Here is a 21,709-nt window from a genome sequence, read left to right as displayed (position 1 = left end):
GCGCAGCCACAAGCCGGCGCGGCGTTTTGCAACACAAATACCTATAACGTATTGGAGAAGCGAAGATGAAACAAACCCCACAAGACCTGCGCAAACAGGCGCTGGACCTGGTCAATGCAAGCAAGTCGCCTGGCGACGATAGCCAGGTTGCCGCGCTGATCGCCGCCTGGTTGAACTCACTGGACGACGACGATCTGGCCGGCACCGCGCCCGACAGTCTGGCGCCGGTATTGTGGGGTGGCTTCACGCAGACCGCGCTGCGTCGCGGCAGCGGCGCGCAGATCGCCAGGCTGCGCTACGCCGATGGTCGCGGCGGCATGGCCACCGCGCTGCTGATCCTGAATGACGACATGCCGTATCTGGTGGACTCCATCGTGATGGCGATGCGCAAACTGCGTGTCACCGCCAACGGTGTGCTGAACGCCGTGCTGCCGGTGACGCGAGATGCGGATGGCGCGGTGACCGCCGTCGGCGAAGCCGGCGCCAAGCTGGAATCCTACGTGCTGGTGCTGCTGACCGAGGATTTGCCGGAAGCCGAAATCGGCATGCTGGTGGAACGCATCGAGATGGTGTCGCGCGACGCCGCCGTGGTGCGCCGCGACCGCGCCGCCATGCTGGAACACTTCAGCCGCATCGGCGCCGAAGCCGCGGCGCATGGCGAAGAAGGCAAGGAGGTCGCCGCTTTCCTGGAGTGGGCCAAGACCGAAGGCTTCGAGCCGTTCGGCTACGCCTACTACGCCGTCAAGCCGGGCGTGCGCGAACTGGAACGCGATATCCCGAGCCGCATCGGCGTGCTGCAGGATACCTCGCATCCGGTGTACGGCACCTGTCTGGCCAACATCCCTGGCGATTTCGATACGCTGTCCAAGCGTGGCCATAGCCTGTCCATCGTCAAGGCCGACGTGGAAGGCACGCTGCACCGCGACCAGCAGCTGGACTTCATCGGCATCCGCCGCACCGACGCGCAAGGCGCGATCCTCGGTGAATACTGCTTCGTCGGCCTGTTCACCCGCGCCGCCACCTCGACGCCGCTGAACCGCCTGCCGTTCGCGCGCGGCCGCGTGGCGCGCGTGCTGAGCATCGCTGGCGTGCGCCAGGAAGGCTTCCGCGCCGAGAAGTTCGTCGAGATCCTCGAATCGCTGCCGCGCACCGAAGCGCTGGAAGCGGACCCTGAATGGCTGGCCGAAGTCTGCGGCGCCGTGGTCTCGCTGTACAAGCAGCCGCGCGCCAAGGTGTTCGCCCGCCGCGACGTTTATGCGCGTCACCTGAATGTGCTGGTCTACCTGCCGCGCGAGCGTTACAGCGCAAGCGTCGCATCGGCCCTGGCCAAGGCGCTGCAAGCCAGCTCCGGCGCGCAGCACGTCAGCTCGCAAACGCTGGTGGCCGACGGTCCGCTGGCCCGCGTCTACCTGATCGCCCACGGCGCGCGCTATCCGCTGGATCTGGAAACCGATATCCAGCAACCGCTGCTGGCGGTGATGGACGGTTGGCACGACAAATTCTCCGTGCTGGCCGACGCCGTGGCCGACGTTCCGCTGCGCGCCAGCCTGCGCAAGATGTGCGCCATGCTGCCGACCGATTACGTCGCCACCACCACGCCGTCCGCCGCCTTCCACGATCTGGGCGCGATCCTGCGCAATCCCGATCCGTCGCGCGTGAACGTGCGCGTGGAAGCCGACAACGGCCATACCACGATTCGCCTGTACTCGGTCGACCGCGTGCCGTCGCTGTCGACCATCCTGCCGGCGCTGCATAACGCCGGCGTGACCATCGACCGCGAACAGGCGCACTCGCTGCGCGTGAACGGCGAGCGTCACTACGTCACCAGCCTGTCGGTGGATGCGGAAAGCGCGGCCAAGCTGGCCAAGCCGGAAATCGTGCCGGTGGCGGAAGAGCTGTTCGCCGCGCTGTTCAACGACGCCGCCGAAGACGGCCGCCTGAACGGCCTGGTGGTCGAAGGTGGCCTGAGCGTGCGCGAAGTGCAGCTGGTGCGCGCCTACATGAGCTACTGGCGCCAGGCCAGCCCGCGCTTCTCGGTACGCTACATGGCCGAGACGCTGCGCAAGCAGCCGGTCATCGTCAAGGAACTGGTGGACGCCTTCCTGCAACGCTTCGATCCATCGAACGACGACGCCACCCGCGCCGCCGCACTGGACAAGGTTGCCGACATCAAGAGCCGCCTGCCGGCCATCAACCACGCCGACAGCGAGGAAGTGCTGGGCGCGATGGCGACGCTGATCAGCGCCACGCTGCGCACCAACTACTTCCAGAACGATCAGCAGGGCGACAAGATCATCTTCAAATTCGATACCAGCAATCTGCTGCTGGTGCCGGAGCCGCGTCCGTTCCGCGAAATCTTTGTGTTCTCGCGCCGCTTCGAAGGCGTGCACCTGCGCGGCGGCCCTGTGGCGCGCGGCGGCTTGCGCTGGTCGGACCGCATGGAAGACTACCGCACCGAAGTCCTGGGCCTGGTGAAGGCGCAGATGGTGAAGAACGCCGTCATCGTACCGGCCGGCGCCAAGGGCGGCTTCGTCTGCAAGCAGATGCCGAAGGACGCCGTGCGCGAAACCATCGCGGCGGAAGGCGAAGCAGTCTACCGCCTGTTCATCGCCAGCCTGCTGGAAGTGACCGACAACCGCGTGCTGGGCAACATCGTGCCGCCGGCCGATACCGTGGTCTACGATCCTAACGATCCTTACCTGGTGGTGGCGGCCGACAAGGGCACCGCGACCTTCTCCGACATCGCCAACGGCATCGCCGTGCAGCGCGGCTTCTGGCTGGGCGACGCGTTCGCGTCGGGCGGTTCGAACGGTTACGACCACAAGAAGATGGGCATCACCGCCAAGGGTGCGTTCGAAGCGGTCAAGCGCCACTTCTACGAAATGGATCACGACATCCACGTGTCGCCGGTCACCATGGTGGGCGTGGGCGATATGTCGGGCGACGTGTTCGGCAACGGCGCACTGTTGTCGCGCAAACTGAAGATCGTGGCGGCGTTCGATCACCGTCATATCTTCCTTGATCCGAATCCGGACATGGAGGTCTCGTTCGTGGAACGCGAGCGCATGTTCGCGCTGCCGCGCTCCTCGTGGGAAGACTACAACAAGGCACTGATCTCGCAAGGCGGCGGCGTGTTCCCGCGCAGCGCGCGTTTGATCGAGCTGTCGCCTGAAATCCGCGCCGTGCTGGATATCGAGGAAAGCGCGCTGCCGCCGGAAGAACTGATGCACCGCATTCTGCTGGCGCCGGTGGACCTGTTCTACAACGGCGGCATCGGCACCTACATCAAGGCCTCGACCGAGACCCATGCGCAGGTGAAGGACCGCGCCAACGACAATATCCGCGTGGACGGCAACCAGCTGCGCTGCAAGGTGGTGACCGAGGGCGGCAACCTGGGGGCGACGCAGGCCGGCCGTATCGAGTTCGCGCTGTCCGGCGGCCGCATCTTCACCGATGCGATCGACAACTCGGCCGGCGTGGATTGCTCGGACCACGAAGTGAACGCGAAGATGTGGCTGGACGTGGAAATGAACGCCGGCCAGTTGAGCGAAGCGGACCGTAACCGCACGCTGAATGACATGACCGACGACATCGAACGCCTGGTCTTGCGCGACAACACGCTGCAAACGCAGCTGCTGGTGCGCGAACTGCAGGCGCAGACCGACGCCGAAGTGCAGGATGGCTATGCGGCGCTGATCGCGTCGCTGGAGGAAGAGGGCGCGCTGTCGCGTGAACTGGAGCAGCTGCCGTCGGTGGCTGAACTGGCGCGACGCAAGGCCGACGGCCGCGGCCTGACCACGCCGGAACTGGCGGTGGTCATCGCCAACGTGAAGAACCGCTACAAGCGCATTTTGTCGGCGCTGCCGCTGACCGAAAACAGCTGGGCTGAATCGATGCTGAAGCCATACTTCCCGGATCTGCTGGTGGCAACCCGTCCTGCGCTGGCGCACCCGCTGGCCAACGCCATCCTGGCGACCGTGCTGGCGAACGAATCGGTGAACCGCTGCGGTCCGCTGATGCTGCGCCAGCTGGCCGGCGAACACGGCGTCGATGAAGCGGATGTGATCCTGGCGTGGGGCCAGGCATGGTCCGCGCTGAATCTGGCGCCGGTGTACAACGCGCTCGATGCCGATGCGTTGAAAGTGCCGCGTGCTGCCTCGATCAAGGTCGATGCGCACAGCCGCGTGCTGCAGAAGGCGGTCATCGAGGGCGCGCTGTCGGTGCCTGCCGATCAGCTGCGCAATGGCGTGGGCGAGTTGACCGGCCTGTTCGGCAATCCGGAAACGCTGGCACAGCTGACGCCTGCCAGCGGCCAGTCGGAAGCGGAACTGACCGCCGGCCTGCCGGTGGAGTTTGTGCACGCCTGGATGGCGGTCGATGCGATCGAGGCGGTGGCGGCGTTTGTGTTTGCGGCGCTGTCGGTATCGCGTCCGGCGGACATGGACTTGCCGGCGTTCCTGCAGGTTGGCCTGGCACTGCGCACGCAGGTCGGCATCGATACGCTGGAACGCGGCCTGAAGCTGCCGGCCACCAGTCGTTCGCAGGAACAGCTGCGCAGCTACGCGCAGAACGCGCTGCGCCGCACGCAGCAACGCTTGCTGTCGCAGGTGCTGAAGCATGCCACCGGCGATCATTCGGCGCTGGAGGCGGTGGAGGTGGTCGCCAACACGCTGGGTCTGTCGGGCTACTCGCTGGCGACGGATCTGGAACAGGCGATGCTGGACGTGTGGGCCTTGTCCGAAGCGGTCAACGCCAGCGCCACGGCATTGGCGGCGTAAGACGATGAGCGATTTGCCGTCAGCTTTGCCACAAGCCGTGCGCGCGCTCGCGGAGGCGGATTTCAGCGCCGTCGCGCAGCGCTTCACGACAGCCGGCTTTGCGGTCGCCGAACCGGCGGATGGGATCATTACGATCACCGCCGCCGGCGTGCGCGGCGCATCGCGGCCGGCGGTGCTGATCTCGGTCGGCGTGCATGGCGACGAGACGGGGCCGATCGAAGTCGTGGCTTATCTGCTGGACGCCTTGTCGCATCAGCCTTCCGCGCTGGCGGTGGACCTGATGCTTTGCGTCGGCAATATCGGTGCGATCCGCGCCGGCAAGCGTTTCATCGATGCGGACCTGAACCGCATGTTCCGTGCGCAGCGCGGCACGCTGGAAGGCACTGCCGAAGCGGCACGCGCGGATGTGATGATCGCGGCCACCACCGCGTTCTTCAAGGATGCTGGGCCGCAGCGTTGGCATCTCGATCTGCACACGGCGATTCGTCCGTCCGTGTATCCGACGTTTGCCATCGTGCCGGAGTTGATACCCGATGCGGCGCGCGCGCAGTTGATTGATTGGCTGGGGCTTGCCGGCATCGGCGCCATCATTATGAATCCGGCATCGGTCGGCACCTACAGCTACTACTCGGCCGAGCATCACGCGGCGGCCGGCACCACGATAGAACTGGGCCGCATCGGCACGCTGGGTCAGAACGACCTGGCGCAGTTCAAGGACGCGTCGCAGGCGCTGGACGATTTGCTGCGCGGCGCGGCCAGGCGCGAAGGCGCGCAGCGGCCGCACATCTTCAACACGGCGCGACAGATCATCAAGTTGAGCGACCAGTTCCAGATGGCGTTTGGTAAAGAGACGCATAACTTCACCGCCATGAAACAGGGGGAGGAGATTGCGCGCGATGGCGATACGGTCTACACCGTGCAGTATCCGGAGGAGCTGGTGGTGTTCCCGAATCCCGATGTGCGGGTGGGCCTGCGCGCGGGCTTGATGGTGGTGCGTGCAGATTGATCTTTACCCCTCTTTACACTGTGTGGGGTTATGGATACATGGTTTGGTTCGTTAACAGGATAGTGTCCTTAACTACGGAGTAAGAACCATGAGCACAGCAATCGGCAGCACGAGCAGCGCCACCACGACCAGCGCCCCGACCTTCGATCCAGCCAAAGGCGCGGCGCGCCTGGCGACCAAGATGTTCGACGACATGGATACCGACACCGACGGTTCCATCAGCAAGGACGAATTTGTCAAAGGCCTGGAATCCAAAGGCGTGTCGAGCGATGATGCGACCAAGCAGTTCGACGCCATCGACAAACAAGGCAATGGCTCGATCACCAAGGATGACCTGACCTCGGCGATCAAGAGCGGCGACTTCAAACCACCACGTCCGCAAGGCGGCGGCGAAGGCGGCGCGCAAGGCGTCAGTGGCGCCGGTGGTGCGGGCGGTGCCAAAGGCGCCGGTGGAGCAGGCGGCGCGAGCACCAGCAGCAGCGCCACCAAAACCTACGAAGCGGCCGACAAGAACGAAGACGGCACCGTGACTCAACAGGAACAGCTGGTCTACGACATGGCCCAAGCCGCCAAGGCCGCCGCCAACAGCAGCACCAGCAGCGCCCAACTCGGCACCAACATCGACGCCATGGCCTAAGCGCCTACTATCGCGGCCGCGTGTTCCCGCGCGGCCGTCTGCACGTCATTCCCCCTTGCGCTACACTCACAGTTTTCCAAGGAGCTGATGATGGCGCTATCGATGTATGAACTGACGGTGCCCGTGTTTGTGCGCGGGTTGAAGGTGTTGTCGGCGTTGCTGAAGAAGGCGGAGGCGCATGTCGAGCAGCATGGCTCGGTGCCGGATGCGCTGATTTCGGCGCGGCTGGCCGATGATATGTTGCCGCTGTCGGCGCAGGTGCAGCGCGCCAGCGATACGTCGAAGATGTCGGTGGAGCGCCTCAGCGGCGTGGCGGCGCCCAAGTTCGAAGACAACGAAACGTCATTCGATCAGCTGCAGGAACGCATCGCCAATACCATCGCCTACCTGGAAAGCGTGACCGCCGCGCAACTGGATGGCAATGAGGACCGCGCCATCAATCTGAATTTCGGCGGCTTCCCGGCGTTCACCGGTCAAAGCTATCTGCTGACGTTCGCGCTGCCCAATTTCTTCTTCCACGTCACCACCGCTCACGACATCCTGCGTAACCAGGGCGTCGCGATCGGCAAGCGTGATTATCTGGGCTACGTTTAAGCGCGGACGATCAGGGCGGTCAGGGTAATGGCCAGGCCGACCACGATCATGGCGGCGCCAGTCACGTACGCTGGATGGATGCGGCGGGATACAGTTGGAATCTTTTGAATCGGCATGGCTGGCTCTCCTTCTTGGCTTTGAGTAACACTTGCCTCAAGGGTAACCTGTGGCCTATTTGCAATCTATACACGCCGCTGTATCAAAAGTAAGCACTTGTAACGCAGGCCATATGGGATAAGGGGCAAAGTTGTATTTGTGGCACAAAATACCTTTAGGATGACGGCGGCGAAGGCCCTATAATCGCTGTGTTTTTGCCCGTACATCATTTCCCACAAGGATAGCCTGTGAACCAAACGCTGGTCCAGAAACTGACCCGTACCAAGCTGGTCGCCCATCAAAACGCAGAAGACGCTTCAAGCAGCAACAGTTTGCACCGCTCTGTAGGCCTGTTCCCCCTGACCATGATCGGTGTCGGCGCCACCATCGGCACCGGCATTTTCTTCACGATGGTGGAGGCCGTACCCAAGGCCGGCCCGTCCGTGATCCTGTCCTTCCTGATCGCCGCCATCACCGCCGGCCTGACCGCGCTGTGTTACGCCGAACTGTCGTTCCGCATTCCGGCCTCCGGCTCGTCCTATTCGTTTGCCTACGCCACCGTCGGGGAATTCCTGGCCTTCATCATGGCCGCCTGCCTGCTGCTGGAATATGGCCTTGCCGCCAGCGCGGTGGCGATCGGCTGGTCGGACTACCTGAACAACTTCCTGAACAACGCGATCGGCTGGCACATCCCCGAGATGCTGCGCTCGCCGACCATTGTTTCGACGGCTACCGGCATCGAGGTGCATGGCGGCCACATCAACCTGCCGCCGATCATCCTGGTGTGCCTGTGCTGCTTGCTGCTGATCCGTGGCGCCAAGGAATCAGCCACCACCAACGCCATCATGGTGATGATCAAGCTGGCGATCCTGGTCTTCTTCGTGGTGATCGCCTTCAGCGGTTTCGACATCAATAACTTCCATCCGTTCTTCAGCCCGGACGGCGGCACGCATTACACCGGCATGGCCGGCGTGACGGCGGCGGCGGCGACCGTGTTCTTCTCCTTCATCGGCCTGGACACCGTGGCCACGGCCGGCGAAGAAGTGCGCAATCCGACCCGCAACGTGCCGATCGGCATTCTGGCCGCGCTGGGCATCGTTACCGTGTTCTACATGCTGGTGGCCGTGGCCGCGATGGGCGCGCAGCCTGCCGCCAAGTTCGCCGGCCAGGAAGCCGGCCTTGCCGTGATCCTGCAAAACGTCACCGGCCAGACCTGGCCGGCGCTGGTGCTGGCGGCGGGCGCGGTGATTTCCGTGTTCAGCGTGACGCTGGTGACGATCTACGGGCAGACCCGCATCCTGTACGCGATTTCCAAGGACGGCCTGATTTCGCCGGTGTTCCAGAAGGTCAGCCCGCGCACCGGCTCGCCGGTGCAGAACACGCTGATCGTCTGCATCGTGGTGGGCCTGGTGGCCGGCTTTGTCGATGCGACCTTCCTGTGGGATATGGTCAGCATGGGCACGCTGACGGCGTTCAGCGTGGTGTCGGTGGCGGTGCCGGTGATGCGCCGCAAGGCTGGCCCGTCGGCGGTGAAGGGCTTCCGCGTGCCGGGCGGCCCGTATCTGGTGCCGGGCCTGAGCATCGCCGCCTGCCTGTACCTGATGTTTGGCCTGTCGATGACGACCTACACCATCTTCGGCATCTGGATTACCGCCACGGTGCTGACGTACTTCCTGTACAGCATGCGCAATTCGCGTCTCAATCGTCAGTAATTGCTGTAGACGTTAAAAAGCCCCGGCCGCTTGCGCGTGCCGGGGCTTTTTGCCATTTTGCTCGGTAAGTGTGCAGCTTACTCTTCGTTGGTTTCTGGCTTGTTGCCCAGGTACAGGCGCAGCACCAGGCCGGACAGAGCGATTGCAGCAGGCAGGTTTTCGATGATGGTCAGCATAGTATTCTCCGTAAAGTAAATTCGATTAACCGCGCGATGCGAAGAAACGCAGCTCGGCAGACAGGTTAGGGGAGTGGCGCTCGCAGTCATTCGCGAGGCTGTTCAGCCACCAGATGGTTTCTTCTTTGTTGCGCTGCGACACAGCCGGCTGTTCTACGGCGAACACCGCAGCGAACAGCTGACGTACAGCGTTGGCAACATTGGTGAAGTAGCCAGTATCAGCAGATTGGGTAAAAGTCGTTGCGCTCATCGGAAGCTCCATAAATATTCGTTTGTTGCGTTGCAGTATGCGCCGCTTTCAGTAATAAGAAAACTTTAGATTTATGATTTCAGCCATAAGAAATCTATATAACTCTGCGTTCTAACTATGAAAAAGTGCTGCTGAGGGGCAACGTGAAACTGCTATCATTGCTGTCCATATAGCAATAATCTTTTGGAGCCGGAATGTCCTTGCGCACAAAATTCATGCTGGCGTTGCTGTTGACCGGACTGGCGGCGGTGGCGATGGTAGGCGTTCTGGCCTACGCCGGCATGACCAAGCGGGTGGACGGCATCCGGCGCGAGCAGGCGGCGGAACATTTTCATGCGGCCGTTACCGATTACCTGAAACCCTACGGCAGTTGGCAGGCCAGCCCCGGCAAGCAAGGTTTCGATGCGTTCATGGCCGTGCGGCCGCATCCGGGCGACCGGCCACCGCCGCCGCAGCCCGGCGAGGATCGCCGTCCGCCGCCGGAGCGCCGCGGCGAGCCGCCATTCCATTTCATCCTGGCGGACGCCGACTTCCGCGTGTTGCTGGGCGCCGGCGTGTATCGCTCCGGCGAGCCGCTGCCGGACGCCGCCCGCAAGGATGCGCGACCGGTGATGGTGGCCGGCCGCATCGCCGCCTATGTGTCGCCGGAAGGCGTGATTACGCCAAGCCGGGAGGAGCAGCAGTATCTGGCCGCCATGCGCGAGGCGCTGTGGTTCGGCGGCAGCGTGGCCGCGCTGCTGGCGCTGGCGCTCGGCGTGCTGCTGAGCCGTGAACTGGGCCGCAGCCTGGGGCATCTGACCGGCGCCGTGCGCGCCATGCATGGCGGCTCGCTGCTGCAACGCGTGCCGGTGGAGGGCAAGGACGAAGTGGCGGAACTGGCCGTCGCCTTCAACGCCATGAGCGAGCGGCTGGCCCGCACCCACGAGGAGTTGAACGCGTCTCACCAGACCATCCTGGCACAGACGGAGCAGATGCGGGAGTTGAGCGTGCGCGATGCGCTGACCAAGCTGCATAACCGCCGCCACTTCGACGAGCAGGCCTGCACGCTGTTTAGCCACGCGGCGCGCCACAAGCGGCCCATGAGTGTGGTGATCGGCGATATCGACTTCTTCAAGCGCATCAACGACCAGTTCTCGCACGCCACCGACGACGCCGTGCTGCGTCAGATCGGCGAAATCCTGCGCAGCCACATGCGCCTGAGCGATCTGGTGGCGCGCTACGGCGGCGAGGAGTTCGTCATGGCGCTGCCGGAAACCGAGCTGCCGCAGGCGGCGGCGCTGTGCGACAAGCTGCGCGCGCTGATCGAATCCTTCCCCTGGCACCAGTTGCATCCGGAGTTGAAGGTGACGATCAGCATGGGCGTGTGCGCCGACGTCGCCTCCGGCACGGCGGAGGCGATGCTGCAGAAGGCCGATGCGCTGCTGTACCGCGCCAAGGAGACGGGCCGCAACCGCATCTGCTTCGCCGCTTGATCAGCGCTGGCGGTCCAGCCAGCGGCCGCCGAACATGGTGCACACCAGCGAGCAGACGATCAGCAGCACGCCGGCCCACTGCCAGGCGGTGATGACGTCGCCGAGGGCCAGCATGCCGGACGCGATGCCGACCACCGGCACGCCGAGGCTGAACGGCGCCACGCGATTGACCGGATGGCGCTTGAGCAGCCGGGTCCACATCGCGTAGCCGATGATGGTGGAGATCCAGCCGACGTAGGCGACCGCGACCCAGGTGATGAATGGTGCGCCGAGCCACTGCCAGCGCGTGGCCGGATCGTCGAAGGCCAGCGACAGCAGCATGAAGGGCACGACCGGCACGGCGCCGCACCACACGATGAAGCTGATGACGTCGAAGTCCGGCGTCTCCTTCTGCGCGCGGCGCACGACGATATTCGACACCGCCCACATGGCCGCGCCGACCAGGCACAGCACGAAACCGGCGGGCGTGATGTCGCTGCTGCTGACCGATTGCAGCGAACTGGCGCCGAAGCAGGCCAGTCCCAGCGCCGCCAGCAGCAGGCCGGTGATGAGCGCGCGGCTAGCGTGCTCCTTCAGCAGCATGAAGCCGAAGATGGCGGTGAAGAACACCTGCGTCTGCAAAATCACCGAGGCCAGCGAAGCGGACATGCCGACCTTCAGCGACAGGAACAACAGCCCGAACTGGCCCACGCCCTGGCTCATGCCGTAAGCGATCACCCACTTCGGCGCCAGCTTGGGCGGGCGCACGAAGAGGATCAGCGGCAGGATGGCAAAGACGTAGCGCGCAGCGCCCATCTGGAACGGCGTCAGGTTGCGCAGCCCGACTTTCATGGCGACGAAGTTGGTGCCCCAGATGATGACAACGATGAGCGCGGAGATGAGGTCGCGCGTGCTGAAGGCGGAAGGCGATGTTTTCATCGCCTCATGGTATCAGCTTGCGTGCCTTAAAGCTTGCCGGCGGCGAGCAATTCCCGCGTGCGCTTCAGCGTGGACAGCAGGGCGGTCTTGTAGCCCTTGTCGCCGCTCATCCAGACCTGCTCCGCCTGCTCCTCGGCGCCTCCCGGCTGCTTGCCGCGCAGGCCCAGGTAGCAGTAGAAGCGCAGTTGCAGCACGCCTGCCTCATCCTCGAACAACTCATTGATGATGACGCCTTCGCGCGGGCCGGAAGCCTGGAAGAAGGACACCTTGTTCTCCGCCTCGAAGCTGATGATCTCGCGCAGATCATCGCCGGAGATGGTGGCTTCGCGCACGATGTGGGTGGCGCTTTGCTCCACCACGTCGGAGCGGGTGCACAGTCCGGGCGGCAGGAACAGACGGGCGTCGCGGGCCTTGAGCACCAGGCCGCGCCAGACCTGGGCACGCGTCAATGGCGCTTCTCTTTCGGGATTGACTGGAACGGTGGCGGTTGCATAGATCATGACGTTCTCCTCAAGCTGCGATGGCAGCGGCAAAGTCACGGTAGGCGCGCAGCGGACGGCCCAGCAGCGCGGTCAGGCGCTCCACGTCGCCGGCGTCGGGAATCATGCCGTCGGTGAGGAAGCGTTCGCCCATCAGGCGCATGTCGTAGGCCATCCAGCAGGGCATGAAGTTGCGCAGGTTTTGTTCGAAGGCGGCGGTGTCGCCGCCGCCGTAGGCGATCGGCCGGGCCAGCACCGACGACCATGCGGCAGCGATGTCGGCGCCGGTTAGCGTGTCGGGCCCGACCAGGTTGATGCGCTCCAGCGGCAGCGGCGTGGCGGACTGGTTGCGGCGGATCAGTTCCAGCGCGGCGATTTCGCCGATGTCACCCACGTCGATCATGGCCAGGCCCTTGTCGCCGACCGGCATCGGGTAGACGCCGTAGCCAAGCACCACGTCCTTGATGGTCAGATCGTTGTCCATGAAGTAGGCGGGACGCAGGATGGTGGCGCTGAAGCCCATCTGCTCGATCATGCGTTCGACGCCGTATTTGCCGGCGAAGTGCGGCACGTTGACATACAGGTCGCTGTGGATCACCGACAGGTAGACCACATGCTTGACGCCGGCTTCCCTGGCGACGTTCAGCGCGATCAGCGCCTGCGTGAATTCGTCGGGCGCGACGGCGTTGAGCAGGAACAGCGTGGAAACGCCGGACAGCGCGCCGCGCAGCGAGTCCGGATCGAGCAGGTCGCCCTGGGCGACGCTGACACCGGCGGGGAGGCTGACGCTGGCGGGATTGCGCACCAGTGCGCGCACGTCGGCGCCGCGTTTGACGAGTTGTTCGATCACTTGGGTGCCAACTTTACCGGTGGCGCCGGTTACGAGGATAGTCATGGAAGTTCTCCGTTTGTGGTTGATGATGGTTCCCATGGTAGGTATTCCAGCGGCGGTTCGATAGATGGTATATTTGGACTTACTGTCTCACGGGTGGAACACATGGATTTGCTTGCATTGGCTGATTTCAACCTGGTTGCCCGCCATGGCGGCTTCGGCAAGGCGGCGCGCGCGTCCGATCGGCCCAAGGCCACCTTGTCGCGCCGCGTGGCTGAACTGGAAAGCAGCCTCGGTCTGCGCCTGTTCGAGCGCGGCGCGCGGGCCCTCAAGCTGACGCAGGAAGGGCAGGCGCTATACGAGCGCACCGGCGCGCTGCTGTCGGAGATCGATTCGGCGGCGACGGAAATCGCGCTGGGTGGCGGCACGCCGCACGGCAGGTTGCGCGTCAGCGCGCCGCTGCTGTTTTCGCAGACGGCGATGGGCAAGCTGGCCGCCGGCTTCGCGCTGCGCTATCCGGCCGTGCGGTTGGAGGTGACGACGGAAGACCGCAGCGTGGACATGGTCGAGGAAGGCTATGACCTGGTCATCCGCGTCAATCCGGCTGCGGATGCCAATCTGGTGGGACGCATCCTGCTGCGCGACCGCATGGTGGTGGTGGCCGGCCCGTCGCTTACGCGGCCGGCGGATGGCGCCGCGGTGCCAGCGGTGGTGCGCGGCGCCGGCAATGCGGCCGGCGCGTGGCGCGTGCGCGCGGCGGACAGCGTGCAGGACATCGCGTTCGATCCGGTACTGTCGCTGTCGTCGCTGATCATGGTGCGGGATGCGGTGCGCGCGGGCGTTGGCGCCGCATGTCTGCCGGTGTCGCTGGTCAGCCATGACCTGGCTGCCGGCGCGCTGGTGCATTGGGGCGATGTGGAAGGGCCGGAGATTGCGCTGTGGGCGCTGTATCCATCGCGGCGCCTGCTCAGCGCGCGCGTGTCGGCGTTTCTCGCGTATCTGAAGGAGGCGTTTCCGAAAGGCGCGCCGGAGGAACTGGCGGCCTATCTCGATTGATTGCCTACGCCAGGTCGCGCAGGATGGCTTCGCGGTGGACGATGATCTTGACGGCGTCCGCCTGCAACAGGCGGATGCGGCGCTGGACCAGCGGCCAGCCGGACCATGGCACGGCATTGCCGTCCTGGGACATCGGCGCCATCGGCACCATGACCGGCTCGATCTCGGCCTTGCCCGGCGCGAGTGCGCGCGTCAGCACCTCCACCACCTGATCGTGGCTTTCGGTCAGCATGGCGTTCACCGGTTCGGCCGGCAGCTCCTTCACATGCCGACGCAGGATCGCGCGCAGCGCCGCCACGTGCGCCACCAGCAGGTAGTTCTGCACGATGAACAGGTTGATGTCCTCCACCGCGCGCTGCTTGCGCGCCGGCTCATCCAGCATGCGCACCAGCGCGGAACTCAGCGCGGCCAGGCTGTCCATCAGGCGCTTGCGTTCGATGCGGTAGGCGAAATCGTCGCTGCCTTTGCCTTGCAGCAGATCGAAGCTGGCCTGCATGTAGCGCAGGTTCACGTCCAGCACTTCGCGCACCAGGCGCGGCAGGCTTTGATATTCCCAGTTCGCCAGCACGAAGCTGAACGCCGTCGCCACCGCCGCGCCGATGAAGGTATCGATCAGCCGTTCCGTGATCAGGTCCTGGTTGCCGGGGGCGATCAGGTGCATCTGCAGCAGGATCATGATCGACACCGCGATCGCCGCATAGCGGTAGCGCAGGTAGATGAAGGTGGGCGTGGCCACCGTCGCCAGCACCAGGATGCAGAGGATCAGCGCCGGGTAGTTGAGGAACTTGATGATCAGCGCCGTGATCACGCAGCCGATGATGGTGCCGATGATGCGGTCGCTGCGGCGCTGCTTGGTCATGCTGAAGCTGGGCTTGAGGATGATCACAATCGTCAGCACGATCCAGTAGCTGTGCGCCGCATACGGCAGGATCGCCGCCACCGCCAGGCCGACCGAAATCGCCATCGCCACCCGCAGCGAGAAGCGGAAGATCGGCGAGTCCAGGCGCAGGTGCGACAGGATCATGCGGAACTCGTACTTCTGCTGCGACAGGAACGGACCCATGTCGGCGTCGACCCAGAACGGGGTGGTGTCGTAGGCCTTCTGGCTGGCCTGGTGCAGTTCGCCGATCATCTTGATGATGGCGCGGATCTTGTTGCGCTGCGCGCGCAGCACCGCCAGTGCTTCGTGCTGCGGCTTGCCCTGGTCGATGCGCTGCTGGATCGCCGCCAGTTCCGCCTCGATGGCGGCCATCTCCGGATCGTAGCTGATCTCCGGATACGAGGACTTCTTGCGCGTGACGTCGTAGGCCACCGATTCGATATCGCGCGCGGCTTTGTAGGCCAGGTCGTGCAGCGTCTGCATCACCGGCGAATCGGCCAGGTGGGTGCGCAGCAGCGCGTAATCGGTGTGGGTGGAGAGGATCAACTCATACAGGTCCAGCATGCAGACGTGGACCTGCACCACGATGGCGTCACGGGCGTTGTTGTGGGCGCGCAAGATCAGGTCGCGCGAGGCTTGCTGGCGGTCGGCCAGCAGGCTTTGGTGGCGTATCAGCTTGTTGAATTGTTCGGTGAGGTTGTGGCGCGCATCGTAGAAGTCGGCCTTGATGTCGATGTAGGCCGCCAGTTCGAACAGCGCCTCCGCCAGCACCTGCTGTTTGATGCGGTGGCGCAGTATCCACGAGATGCCCATCGCATAAGCCAGGTAGGCCACTGCGCCGAGCGTGAACAGGCCGGTGTGGACGAAGGACTCGCGCACGGTCATGTCGTGTTCCATCGACATGGTCATGATGAACAGCGTGGCCAGTTGCAGCGGCATCGACTTGCGGCCGTACACCACCATCATGCAGGCGGCAAAGCTGACCAGTACCAGCATCGTCATCAGCAGCCAGTGATACGGCGCACACAGGCTGATAAGCAGGGTGACGGCGCTGCACAGCAACACCGAGGCGCTCATCTCGTTGAACTTGTGGCGCAGAGGGCTGGGCATGTCCATCAGCGCGGTGCACAGCGCGCCGATGCAGACCGTCATGGCGACCGCCATGTCGGCAAATTGAAGGGTGATCAGCGTGACGCCAACCAGGCCGGCGGCAAAACGCAAGCCAAGATAAAAGTAATGGCTGTAGAAGAAGGTGCGCAGATTGAGTGCGTAATGCATGGCTATGGCCTTGTGGGCAGCTTGCATGCGCATCCCAGGATCGCCGGGATGCGCATGTGGTAACGCGGTTTTAAATTGTTTAGAAGACGGACAGCACCGGGTAGCGGCGCCATTCCGGTTCCGCATGGCGCTTGCCATGGGCGAAGATGAAGCCGAGCACCGCATCCTGGTCCGACAGCAGCGCCGGATTGGCGGTCTTCCATGCTTCGAACTTCGCTTTCAGTTCCGGTTCGGTTTCCAGCATTTCCAGTGCGAGGTCTTCAAACACGTAATCGGAGTAGGCTTCTTTTTTCTCCAGCACGCTGTTGAAGAATCCCCAGCGGAAGAAGGAGTCGTGGCCTTGCGGCTCCAGCGTTTCGACGGCGTAGCGGGCGTTGGCCTGCTTCAGCGGGATGAAGTAGTCGCCCGGCTGCACGGTGAAGCTGGCGGTGCGCGCTTCCAGCTGCACGTCGTCATGGTACATATGGCCTTCGTAGGCGTTGCTGCGCGAGGTCACGGAGGCGATGTGATAGTACTGCGCTTCCACCGTCTGCGCTTCGTCGAAGCGGGCCATCTCCACGCCGTTCCATTGCAGGCGTTCGATGGCTTCGCGCCAGGCTTGCGGCACGATGTAGCCTTTCGGCGCACGCACGGTGGCCGCCGGCACAAAGCTGTTGTAGTAGGCGATGTCCTTTTCCCACGGCTGGCTGCGGTCGTAGGACAGGCGTTGGTAGTTGCCCAGCAGGCTGGCGCTGCGCTGCGCGGCGTAGCCCTTGAAGCGGAAGGTCGATGGATTCGATTCGTCCATCTTCCAGTTGACGGTCCAGTCGGTGGCGTTGGCGGCCTGCTGCTTGGCGTCGGCGCGCAGCTGCTTGATTTGTTCGCCGTACCGGATGGTGAAGTCCATGGTCACGTCCAGCAGGGCGCGCATCGAGTCGTAGCGGTCCTTGAAGGGCTTGAGCATATGCGTCTCCGGCATGAAGCCGATCACGTGGTGCAGGGCGGCGAAGCCGGTCGAGAAGCGCGGCACTTCGAGGAATTCGGCGATGCCGTCGTCCGGCGTGTCCTGCACCGGATTGACGTAAGGGCAGGTCGGCCAGCCCTTGGCGTCCATTTCCTTGTAGATGTGCGGCAGCATGGTCTCGCGCAGGAAGGGGCCGAGGCCGTAGCCCAGCTTGTCCGCCTGGGTGTGGATCAGCGTCATGGTGTACGGGTAGTCGGCGCCGTTGGAGGTGTGGGTGTCCACCATCACGTCCGGGTCCCAGCTGGTCAGCAGCTGGTTGAACAGTTGGGCGTTGTAGGTGTCGCACTTGATGAAGTCGCGGTTCAGGTCGAGGTGGCGGCTGTTGCCGCGGAAGCCGAACTGCTCCGGGCCGTCCTGGTTGACGCGCGAGGTGTCGGCGCGGTTCAGTGCGCCATCGACGTTGTACAGCGGGACGAACAGCAGCACGGTCTTGCCCAGCGCGGCCAGCCTGGCCGGATCGAAGCACAGGTCGCGCACGATGGCCATGCAGGCATCGACGCCTTCCGGTTCGCCCGGATGGATGCCGTTGTTGTTGAAGAAGACGGTGCGGCCTTCGGCCTTGATCTGGCTGCGGTCGTGCACGCCGTCGGCGCTGACCACGCCGGCATGTACCGGGATGCCGCCGTCGGACAGGCCGATCTGCTCAAAGCGCAGCACGTGCGGGAAGCGCCGGGCCAGCTCTTCGTAGAAAGCGATGCATTCGCTCCACGTGGTGGTTTGGTTGTGATTGCCTTTTTCGTAAGGCGTCGGCATGTCTGCGTGCATGGTCTTCTGAATCTCAGCGGGAATTTGGAGGAGGGCAGAATTGTATCATTGTGCCCGTTTTTTGAGCGCCCGCAGCTGCTGGCTTGAGTTGCTTCAAGGTAAATTTATGCGGCCGGTGTTTTACTGGACCTCTCATGACTTCGAGGGAGGCTGCGATGCGGAACCACTATGGCTGGCGGGCGGTGGGCGTGGTGTTGCTGATGGCGTTGGGCTGCCGCTGGGGCGTGGCGCAGGTCGGGCCGCGCTATGTGATCGAGCTGGACGGCAATGGCGGCGGCAGCGTGGCGCAGGGGCGCATGCAGCCGGTCGGCAAGGGCATGGTGCTGATCAGCTTCCAGGGCCTGACGGTGCTGACGGTGGACGCCGACGCCGAGGCGTACAGCCAGGACATCGCGCGCAGCTGGCCGGCGGCCGACCTGCTGCTGGTGACGCCGGCCACGGCCGGCCGTTATGACGGGCTGGCGCCGTTGCTGGCCTTGCGCGACGGCTTGCGGGTGGTGGTGGCGGAGCCGAGCGACAGCGGCGTGCCGCCCAGAGCCGGCGGACCGAAGCTGTATCCGATGCAGCCGTGGAACGCGCTGGAGCTGCGCAAGCAGAAAACGCGGCTGCGGGTGACCGCCATGCCGGGAAGCGCCGGCATGGCGACGGTGGCCGGCTATCTGCTGGAGATCGGCGACAGCCGCGCCTCGTACCGGGTGTATGTCAGCCGGGCCGGCGCGGCGGACGGCGCGCTGCAACTGGCGCAGCGCCTGCCGGGCGCGGATGTTGCCTTGCTGCCGGGGCGCGACGGTCCGCACCTGCTGGCGCTGAACCGCGGCGCGCCGCGGGTGTGGGTGCCGGCCACGCTGAAGGAGACCGGCTATGCCTTCACGGTGATCAAACGCTGATTACTTCTTTTTGGCGTTGGTCTCGACCCAGGTGGCGTAGGTGTCGATGAATTTCTTCAGGAACTCCCTGGTGCTGTCGTTGTTCAGCTTGCCGTCGTCGCCGAGCAGTTTGGCGGCGCCGCCGATGTAGGCTTCCGGTTGCAGCAGCGTCGGCATGTCGAGGAACACCAGCGACTGGCGCAGGTGGTGGTTGGCGCCGAACGCGCCGGTGGCGCCGGGCGACACGCTGACGATGCCGGCCGGCTTGCCGCTCCAGACGCTGCTGCCGTAAGGACGCGAGCCGACGTCGAGCGCGTTCTTCAGCGCGGCGGTGGTGGAGCGGTTGTATTCCGGCGTGAAGAACAGCACGCCGTCGAATTCCTTGATGCGGTCGCGGAACTGGGTCCACGCCTGCGGCGGCGTGGCGCCGTTGCCTTCCAGATCCTCGTTGTAGATGGCCAGTTCACCGATCTCGACGATCTCCAGGCTCAGCGACGCCGGCGCCAGCGCGATGACTTCCTTGGCGATCTTACGGTTGAGCGACTCTTTGCGCAGGCTGCCGATCACAACGGCGATTTTCTTCGCGGACATGGAATCTCCTTCAGTGGTTTTGGACGGAAACAATAATGTACCCCATCCATGAAAAAAGCCACGCCGCTTTACAGGGGCGTGGCTTCCGGCTTAAGGATGAGGCGCTTATTCGGCGTTCATTTCCTTCAGCAGGTTGTCGGCGTGGTCGACGTGTTTCATGTTCCACAGGATGTAGCGCAGGTCGACCTGGATGTCGCGGGTCATCGCCTTGTTGAAGTCCCAGTCCGAAATGATCGAGTCCAGCGTGCCGTCGAAGGCCAGGCCGATCCACTCGCCCTTGGCGTTCAGCGCGGCCGAACCGGAGTTGCCGCCGGTGATGTCCAGCGTGGCCAGGTAGGCCACCGGCACCGACTTCAGTTTCGGATCGGCGTACTTGCCGAAGTCCTTGTCCTTGATCGCCTTCAGCTGCGCGGCGGGGGCGTTGAACTCACCCTGGCCGGTGGCTTTGGCGGCGACGCCGGCCACGGTGGTGAAGGCTTTCCAGGTGGTGCCGTCGGCGCCCGGATCGCGGCCGGCGATTTTGCCGAAGGTCACGCGCAGGGTGCTGTTGGCGTCGGGATAAACCGCCTGGCCCTTGCTGTGCATGTAGGCGATCTTGGCCTTCATGTAGTTGGCATAGGCTTGTTGCAGCTTGCCGCCCAGTTCCTCGTCTTCGGCTTCCGATTTCAGGTCCGGCTCGTACAGCGCCACGGCGGCCTTGATGAAGCTGTCGTCACTGGCCTTGAAGTCGGCCGGCTTGCGCTCCAGCCAGGCTTTGCGCTCGGCCAGGTCGCCCAGCTTGCTGCCGGCGTACAGCTTGTCCAGGGCGGCTTGCAGGTCGGTCTTGCTCATGCCGTCCTTGATGCCGACCACCGCGTCAAACGCGGCGTTGCGTTCGGCCGCCGGCTGGGCGGCGTACTTGGTCAGGCTGTTGAGCACCAGCGCCTTGTCGACCTTCTCGTCGTAGTTGCGTACCAGCGCATCGACCGACGATTTCAGGCGCGGCACGTCACGCACCTGGTAGCCCGATTTGCGGTCGGCGTCCGGCTTGGTGTTTTCGTTGGCCAGGCGGTACAGCATGCGCGCGGTGTTCAGCAGGCGTGGCTTCGACGAGCCGAAGTAGTAGTCGCGCTTCAGTTCGGCATCGCGCTGGGCGATCAGTTTTTCCACCAGTTCGATGTCGCCGGCGTATTCGGCCTTGCGCTTGGCGTCGGCGTTGATCCACTGCTTCAGCGCTTCGTGCTCGGCGGTTTTACGCTTCAGCATGTCGCTGCCGGCGTAGGAGTCCAGCATGCCCTGGCGGTTCTTGTAGTAGTTGTTGATGCCGGCCACTTGCGACGCATACTTCAGCGCGGTGTCCTTGTTGTCCTTGGTGGTGTCGGCAATGATGGCCAGGCTCTCGGCCGATTGCTTGACGAAGGCCGGATAGTTCCAGTCGAAGGTGAACGCCACTTCCGACGGCAGGCGGTGGCGGTTGGTGCGGCCCGGGTAGCCGAGCACCATGATGAAGTCGCCTTCCTTGACGCCTTCCTTGGCCAGCTTCAGGTAGTGCTGCGGCACGTAGGGGACGTTGTCCTTGCTGTAGTCGGCGGCCTTGCCGTCCTTGCTGACGTAGGCGCGATAGAAACCGTAGTCGCCGGTGTGGCGTGGCCACATCCAGTTGTCGGTGTCGCCGCCGAACTTGCCCACGCCTTCAGGCGGCGCGTGCACCAGGCGCACGTCGCGGATTTCCAGCTGCTTGATCAGGTAGTACTCCAGGCCGCCGTAGTAGGCCGCCACGGTGCAGCGGTGGCCGGCGTCTTTTTCGCACTCGGCCTGGATGGCTTTCTGGTTCTTCTCGATCGCGTCGCTGCGCGCCTTGCCGCTCAGCTTGGCCACTTCCGGCGTCACCACCTGCTTGCTGACATCGGTCACCGCCTTGGTCACCCAGATGCGCGAACCCGGCGCGGCCGGCAGTTCCTCGCCCAGGTTGTGGGCCAGGAAACCGTTGGCCAGCAGATTGCGTTCCGGCGTCGAGTTGTGGGCGACGCTGCCGTACACGCAGTGGTGGTTGGTGGCGACCAGGCCTTGCGGCGACACGAAGGAGGCCGAGCAACCGCCCAGGCTGACGATGGCGCCCATCGGGAACTCGGTCAGCTTGGTGAGGGTGGCCGGGTCCAGCTTGAGGCCGGCGGCTTTCAGTTCCTTGGCTACTTGTGGCAGCTGTTGAGGCATCCACATGCCTTCGTCCGCATAGGCGGAGGTGCTCAGGATGGCGAGCGCGATCAGGGATTTTTTCATTGTCTCTTCTACTGTGGTTGAACGGCCGTAGAAGTATAGCAATACTCCGGGGTCAGGTCCC

The 21,709-nt window shown here is 64.1% G+C and carries 16 protein-coding genes; 8 read left to right on the top strand and 8 right to left on the bottom strand.

The window, feature by feature from the left end:
• The first annotated feature begins 65 nt into the window (after positions 1–65).
• The 5 genes from GJ695_RS16965 (at position 66) to GJ695_RS16945 (ending at position 8,823) form a co-directional block, all read left to right on the top strand.
• The gene (locus GJ695_RS16965; protein ID WP_154366729.1) at positions 66–4,778 is read left to right on the top strand and encodes an NAD-glutamate dehydrogenase domain-containing protein; all 4,713 of its coding nucleotides are present in this window, start codon (positions 66–68) and stop codon (positions 4,776–4,778) included.
• 4 nt (positions 4,779–4,782) lie between these two features.
• A complete protein-coding gene (locus GJ695_RS16960; RefSeq protein WP_154366727.1) occupies positions 4,783–5,784 on the top strand; it encodes a succinylglutamate desuccinylase in 1,002 nt (333 codons plus the stop codon).
• A gap of 88 nt (positions 5,785–5,872) precedes the next feature.
• Positions 5,873–6,421, top strand: coding sequence for an EF-hand domain-containing protein (locus GJ695_RS16955; RefSeq protein WP_154366725.1), 549 nt, complete (start codon positions 5,873–5,875; stop codon positions 6,419–6,421).
• 90 nt (positions 6,422–6,511) lie between these two features.
• Positions 6,512–7,015 carry a DUF1993 domain-containing protein gene (locus GJ695_RS16950; RefSeq protein WP_154366811.1) on the top strand — a complete coding sequence of 168 codons (504 nt, stop codon included), beginning with the start codon at positions 6,512–6,514 and terminating at the stop codon, positions 7,013–7,015.
• Positions 7,016–7,359: 344 nt separating this feature from the next.
• Positions 7,360–8,823, top strand: a complete 1,464-nt coding sequence (locus tag GJ695_RS16945; RefSeq protein WP_166455267.1) for an APC family permease — start codon at positions 7,360–7,362, stop codon at positions 8,821–8,823.
• 201 nt (positions 8,824–9,024) lie between these two features.
• Here the strand turns inward: GJ695_RS16945 and GJ695_RS16940 are convergent, their stop codons facing one another.
• The gene (locus GJ695_RS16940) at positions 9,025–9,249 is read right to left on the bottom strand and encodes a hypothetical protein (RefSeq protein ID WP_154360211.1); all 225 of its coding nucleotides are present in this window, start codon (positions 9,247–9,249) and stop codon (positions 9,025–9,027) included.
• 194 nt (positions 9,250–9,443) lie between these two features.
• Here GJ695_RS16940 and GJ695_RS16935 point away from each other — a divergent pair, with 194 nt between their 5' ends.
• Positions 9,444–10,721 (top strand): GGDEF domain-containing protein, encoded by a 1,278-nt coding sequence (locus tag GJ695_RS16935; protein ID WP_154366723.1) that lies wholly within the window; start codon positions 9,444–9,446, stop codon positions 10,719–10,721.
• Here the strand turns inward: GJ695_RS16935 and GJ695_RS16930 are convergent, their stop codons facing one another.
• From GJ695_RS16930 to GJ695_RS16920, 3 genes are read right to left on the bottom strand one after another with little or no spacing between them, the layout of a single operon-like run.
• A complete protein-coding gene (locus GJ695_RS16930) occupies positions 10,722–11,639 on the bottom strand; it encodes an EamA family transporter (RefSeq protein WP_154366721.1) in 918 nt (305 codons plus the stop codon). It lies immediately after the preceding gene.
• A 26-nt stretch (positions 11,640–11,665) separates the two neighbouring features.
• The gene (locus GJ695_RS16925; RefSeq protein ID WP_154366719.1) at positions 11,666–12,139 is read right to left on the bottom strand and encodes an AtaL-like protein; all 474 of its coding nucleotides are present in this window, start codon (positions 12,137–12,139) and stop codon (positions 11,666–11,668) included.
• Between the two features lie 10 nt (positions 12,140–12,149).
• The gene (locus GJ695_RS16920; protein ID WP_154366717.1) at positions 12,150–13,013 is read right to left on the bottom strand and encodes an SDR family oxidoreductase; all 864 of its coding nucleotides are present in this window, start codon (positions 13,011–13,013) and stop codon (positions 12,150–12,152) included.
• Between the two features lie 102 nt (positions 13,014–13,115).
• Here GJ695_RS16920 and GJ695_RS16915 point away from each other — a divergent pair, with 102 nt between their 5' ends.
• A complete protein-coding gene (locus GJ695_RS16915; RefSeq protein WP_154366715.1) occupies positions 13,116–14,006 on the top strand; it encodes a LysR family transcriptional regulator in 891 nt (296 codons plus the stop codon).
• A gap of 4 nt (positions 14,007–14,010) precedes the next feature.
• Here the strand turns inward: GJ695_RS16915 and GJ695_RS16910 are convergent, their stop codons facing one another.
• Positions 14,011–16,164 carry an FUSC family protein gene (locus tag GJ695_RS16910; RefSeq protein WP_154366712.1) on the bottom strand — a complete coding sequence of 718 codons (2,154 nt, stop codon included), beginning with the start codon at positions 16,162–16,164 and terminating at the stop codon, positions 14,011–14,013.
• A gap of 79 nt (positions 16,165–16,243) precedes the next feature.
• On the bottom strand, positions 16,244–17,932 hold the full coding sequence (locus tag GJ695_RS16905) for a M14 family zinc carboxypeptidase (protein WP_154366710.1): 1,689 nt from the start codon (positions 17,930–17,932) through the stop codon (positions 16,244–16,246).
• Between the two features lie 155 nt (positions 17,933–18,087).
• Between GJ695_RS16905 and GJ695_RS16900 the strand changes: the two genes are divergently transcribed.
• On the top strand, positions 18,088–18,819 hold the full coding sequence (locus GJ695_RS16900) for a hypothetical protein (RefSeq protein WP_154366708.1): 732 nt from the start codon (positions 18,088–18,090) through the stop codon (positions 18,817–18,819).
• Here GJ695_RS16900 and GJ695_RS16895 read toward each other — a convergent pair whose 3' ends face one another.
• Positions 18,820–19,389, bottom strand: coding sequence for an NADPH-dependent FMN reductase (locus GJ695_RS16895; RefSeq protein WP_154366707.1), 570 nt, complete (start codon positions 19,387–19,389; stop codon positions 18,820–18,822).
• A 105-nt stretch (positions 19,390–19,494) separates the two neighbouring features.
• Complete coding sequence (locus GJ695_RS16890) at positions 19,495–21,648, bottom strand: S46 family peptidase (RefSeq protein ID WP_154366705.1); 2,154 nt, start codon at positions 21,646–21,648, stop codon at positions 19,495–19,497.
• Between the last annotated feature and the right edge of the window lie 61 nt (positions 21,649–21,709).

The sequence above is a fragment of the Duganella alba genome, assembly GCF_009674495.1.
Taxonomy (GTDB): domain Bacteria; phylum Pseudomonadota; class Gammaproteobacteria; order Burkholderiales; family Burkholderiaceae_D; genus Rugamonas; species Rugamonas alba.
The sequence above is the reverse complement of the archived record's forward strand: the minus strand, read 5'-3'. Positions and strand labels throughout refer to the sequence as shown.

Excerpts from the sequence above, each read along its gene's own strand:
- GJ695_RS16965 (WP_154366729.1), top strand. The coding sequence starts at position 66 with ATGAAACAAACCCCACAAGACCTGCGCAAACAGGCGCTGGACCTGGTC.
- GJ695_RS16960 (WP_154366727.1), top strand. The coding sequence starts at position 4,783 with ATGAGCGATTTGCCGTCAGCTTTGCCACAAGCCGTGCGCGCGCTCGCG.
- GJ695_RS16955 (WP_154366725.1), top strand. The coding sequence starts at position 5,873 with ATGAGCACAGCAATCGGCAGCACGAGCAGCGCCACCACGACCAGCGCC.
- GJ695_RS16950 (WP_154366811.1), top strand. The coding sequence starts at position 6,512 with ATGGCGCTATCGATGTATGAACTGACGGTGCCCGTGTTTGTGCGCGGG.
- GJ695_RS16940 (WP_154360211.1), bottom strand. The coding sequence starts at position 9,249 with ATGAGCGCAACGACTTTTACCCAATCTGCTGATACTGGCTACTTCACC.
- GJ695_RS16935 (WP_154366723.1), top strand. The coding sequence starts at position 9,444 with ATGTCCTTGCGCACAAAATTCATGCTGGCGTTGCTGTTGACCGGACTG.
- GJ695_RS16930 (WP_154366721.1), bottom strand. The coding sequence starts at position 11,639 with ATGAAAACATCGCCTTCCGCCTTCAGCACGCGCGACCTCATCTCCGCG.
- GJ695_RS16925 (WP_154366719.1), bottom strand. The coding sequence starts at position 12,139 with ATGATCTATGCAACCGCCACCGTTCCAGTCAATCCCGAAAGAGAAGCG.
- GJ695_RS16920 (WP_154366717.1), bottom strand. The coding sequence starts at position 13,013 with ATGACTATCCTCGTAACCGGCGCCACCGGTAAAGTTGGCACCCAAGTG.
- GJ695_RS16915 (WP_154366715.1), top strand. The coding sequence starts at position 13,116 with ATGGATTTGCTTGCATTGGCTGATTTCAACCTGGTTGCCCGCCATGGC.
- GJ695_RS16910 (WP_154366712.1), bottom strand. The coding sequence starts at position 16,164 with ATGCATTACGCACTCAATCTGCGCACCTTCTTCTACAGCCATTACTTT.
- GJ695_RS16905 (WP_154366710.1), bottom strand. The coding sequence starts at position 17,932 with ATGCACGCAGACATGCCGACGCCTTACGAAAAAGGCAATCACAACCAA.
- GJ695_RS16900 (WP_154366708.1), top strand. The coding sequence starts at position 18,088 with ATGCGGAACCACTATGGCTGGCGGGCGGTGGGCGTGGTGTTGCTGATG.
- GJ695_RS16895 (WP_154366707.1), bottom strand. The coding sequence starts at position 19,389 with ATGTCCGCGAAGAAAATCGCCGTTGTGATCGGCAGCCTGCGCAAAGAG.
- GJ695_RS16890 (WP_154366705.1), bottom strand. The coding sequence starts at position 21,648 with ATGAAAAAATCCCTGATCGCGCTCGCCATCCTGAGCACCTCCGCCTAT.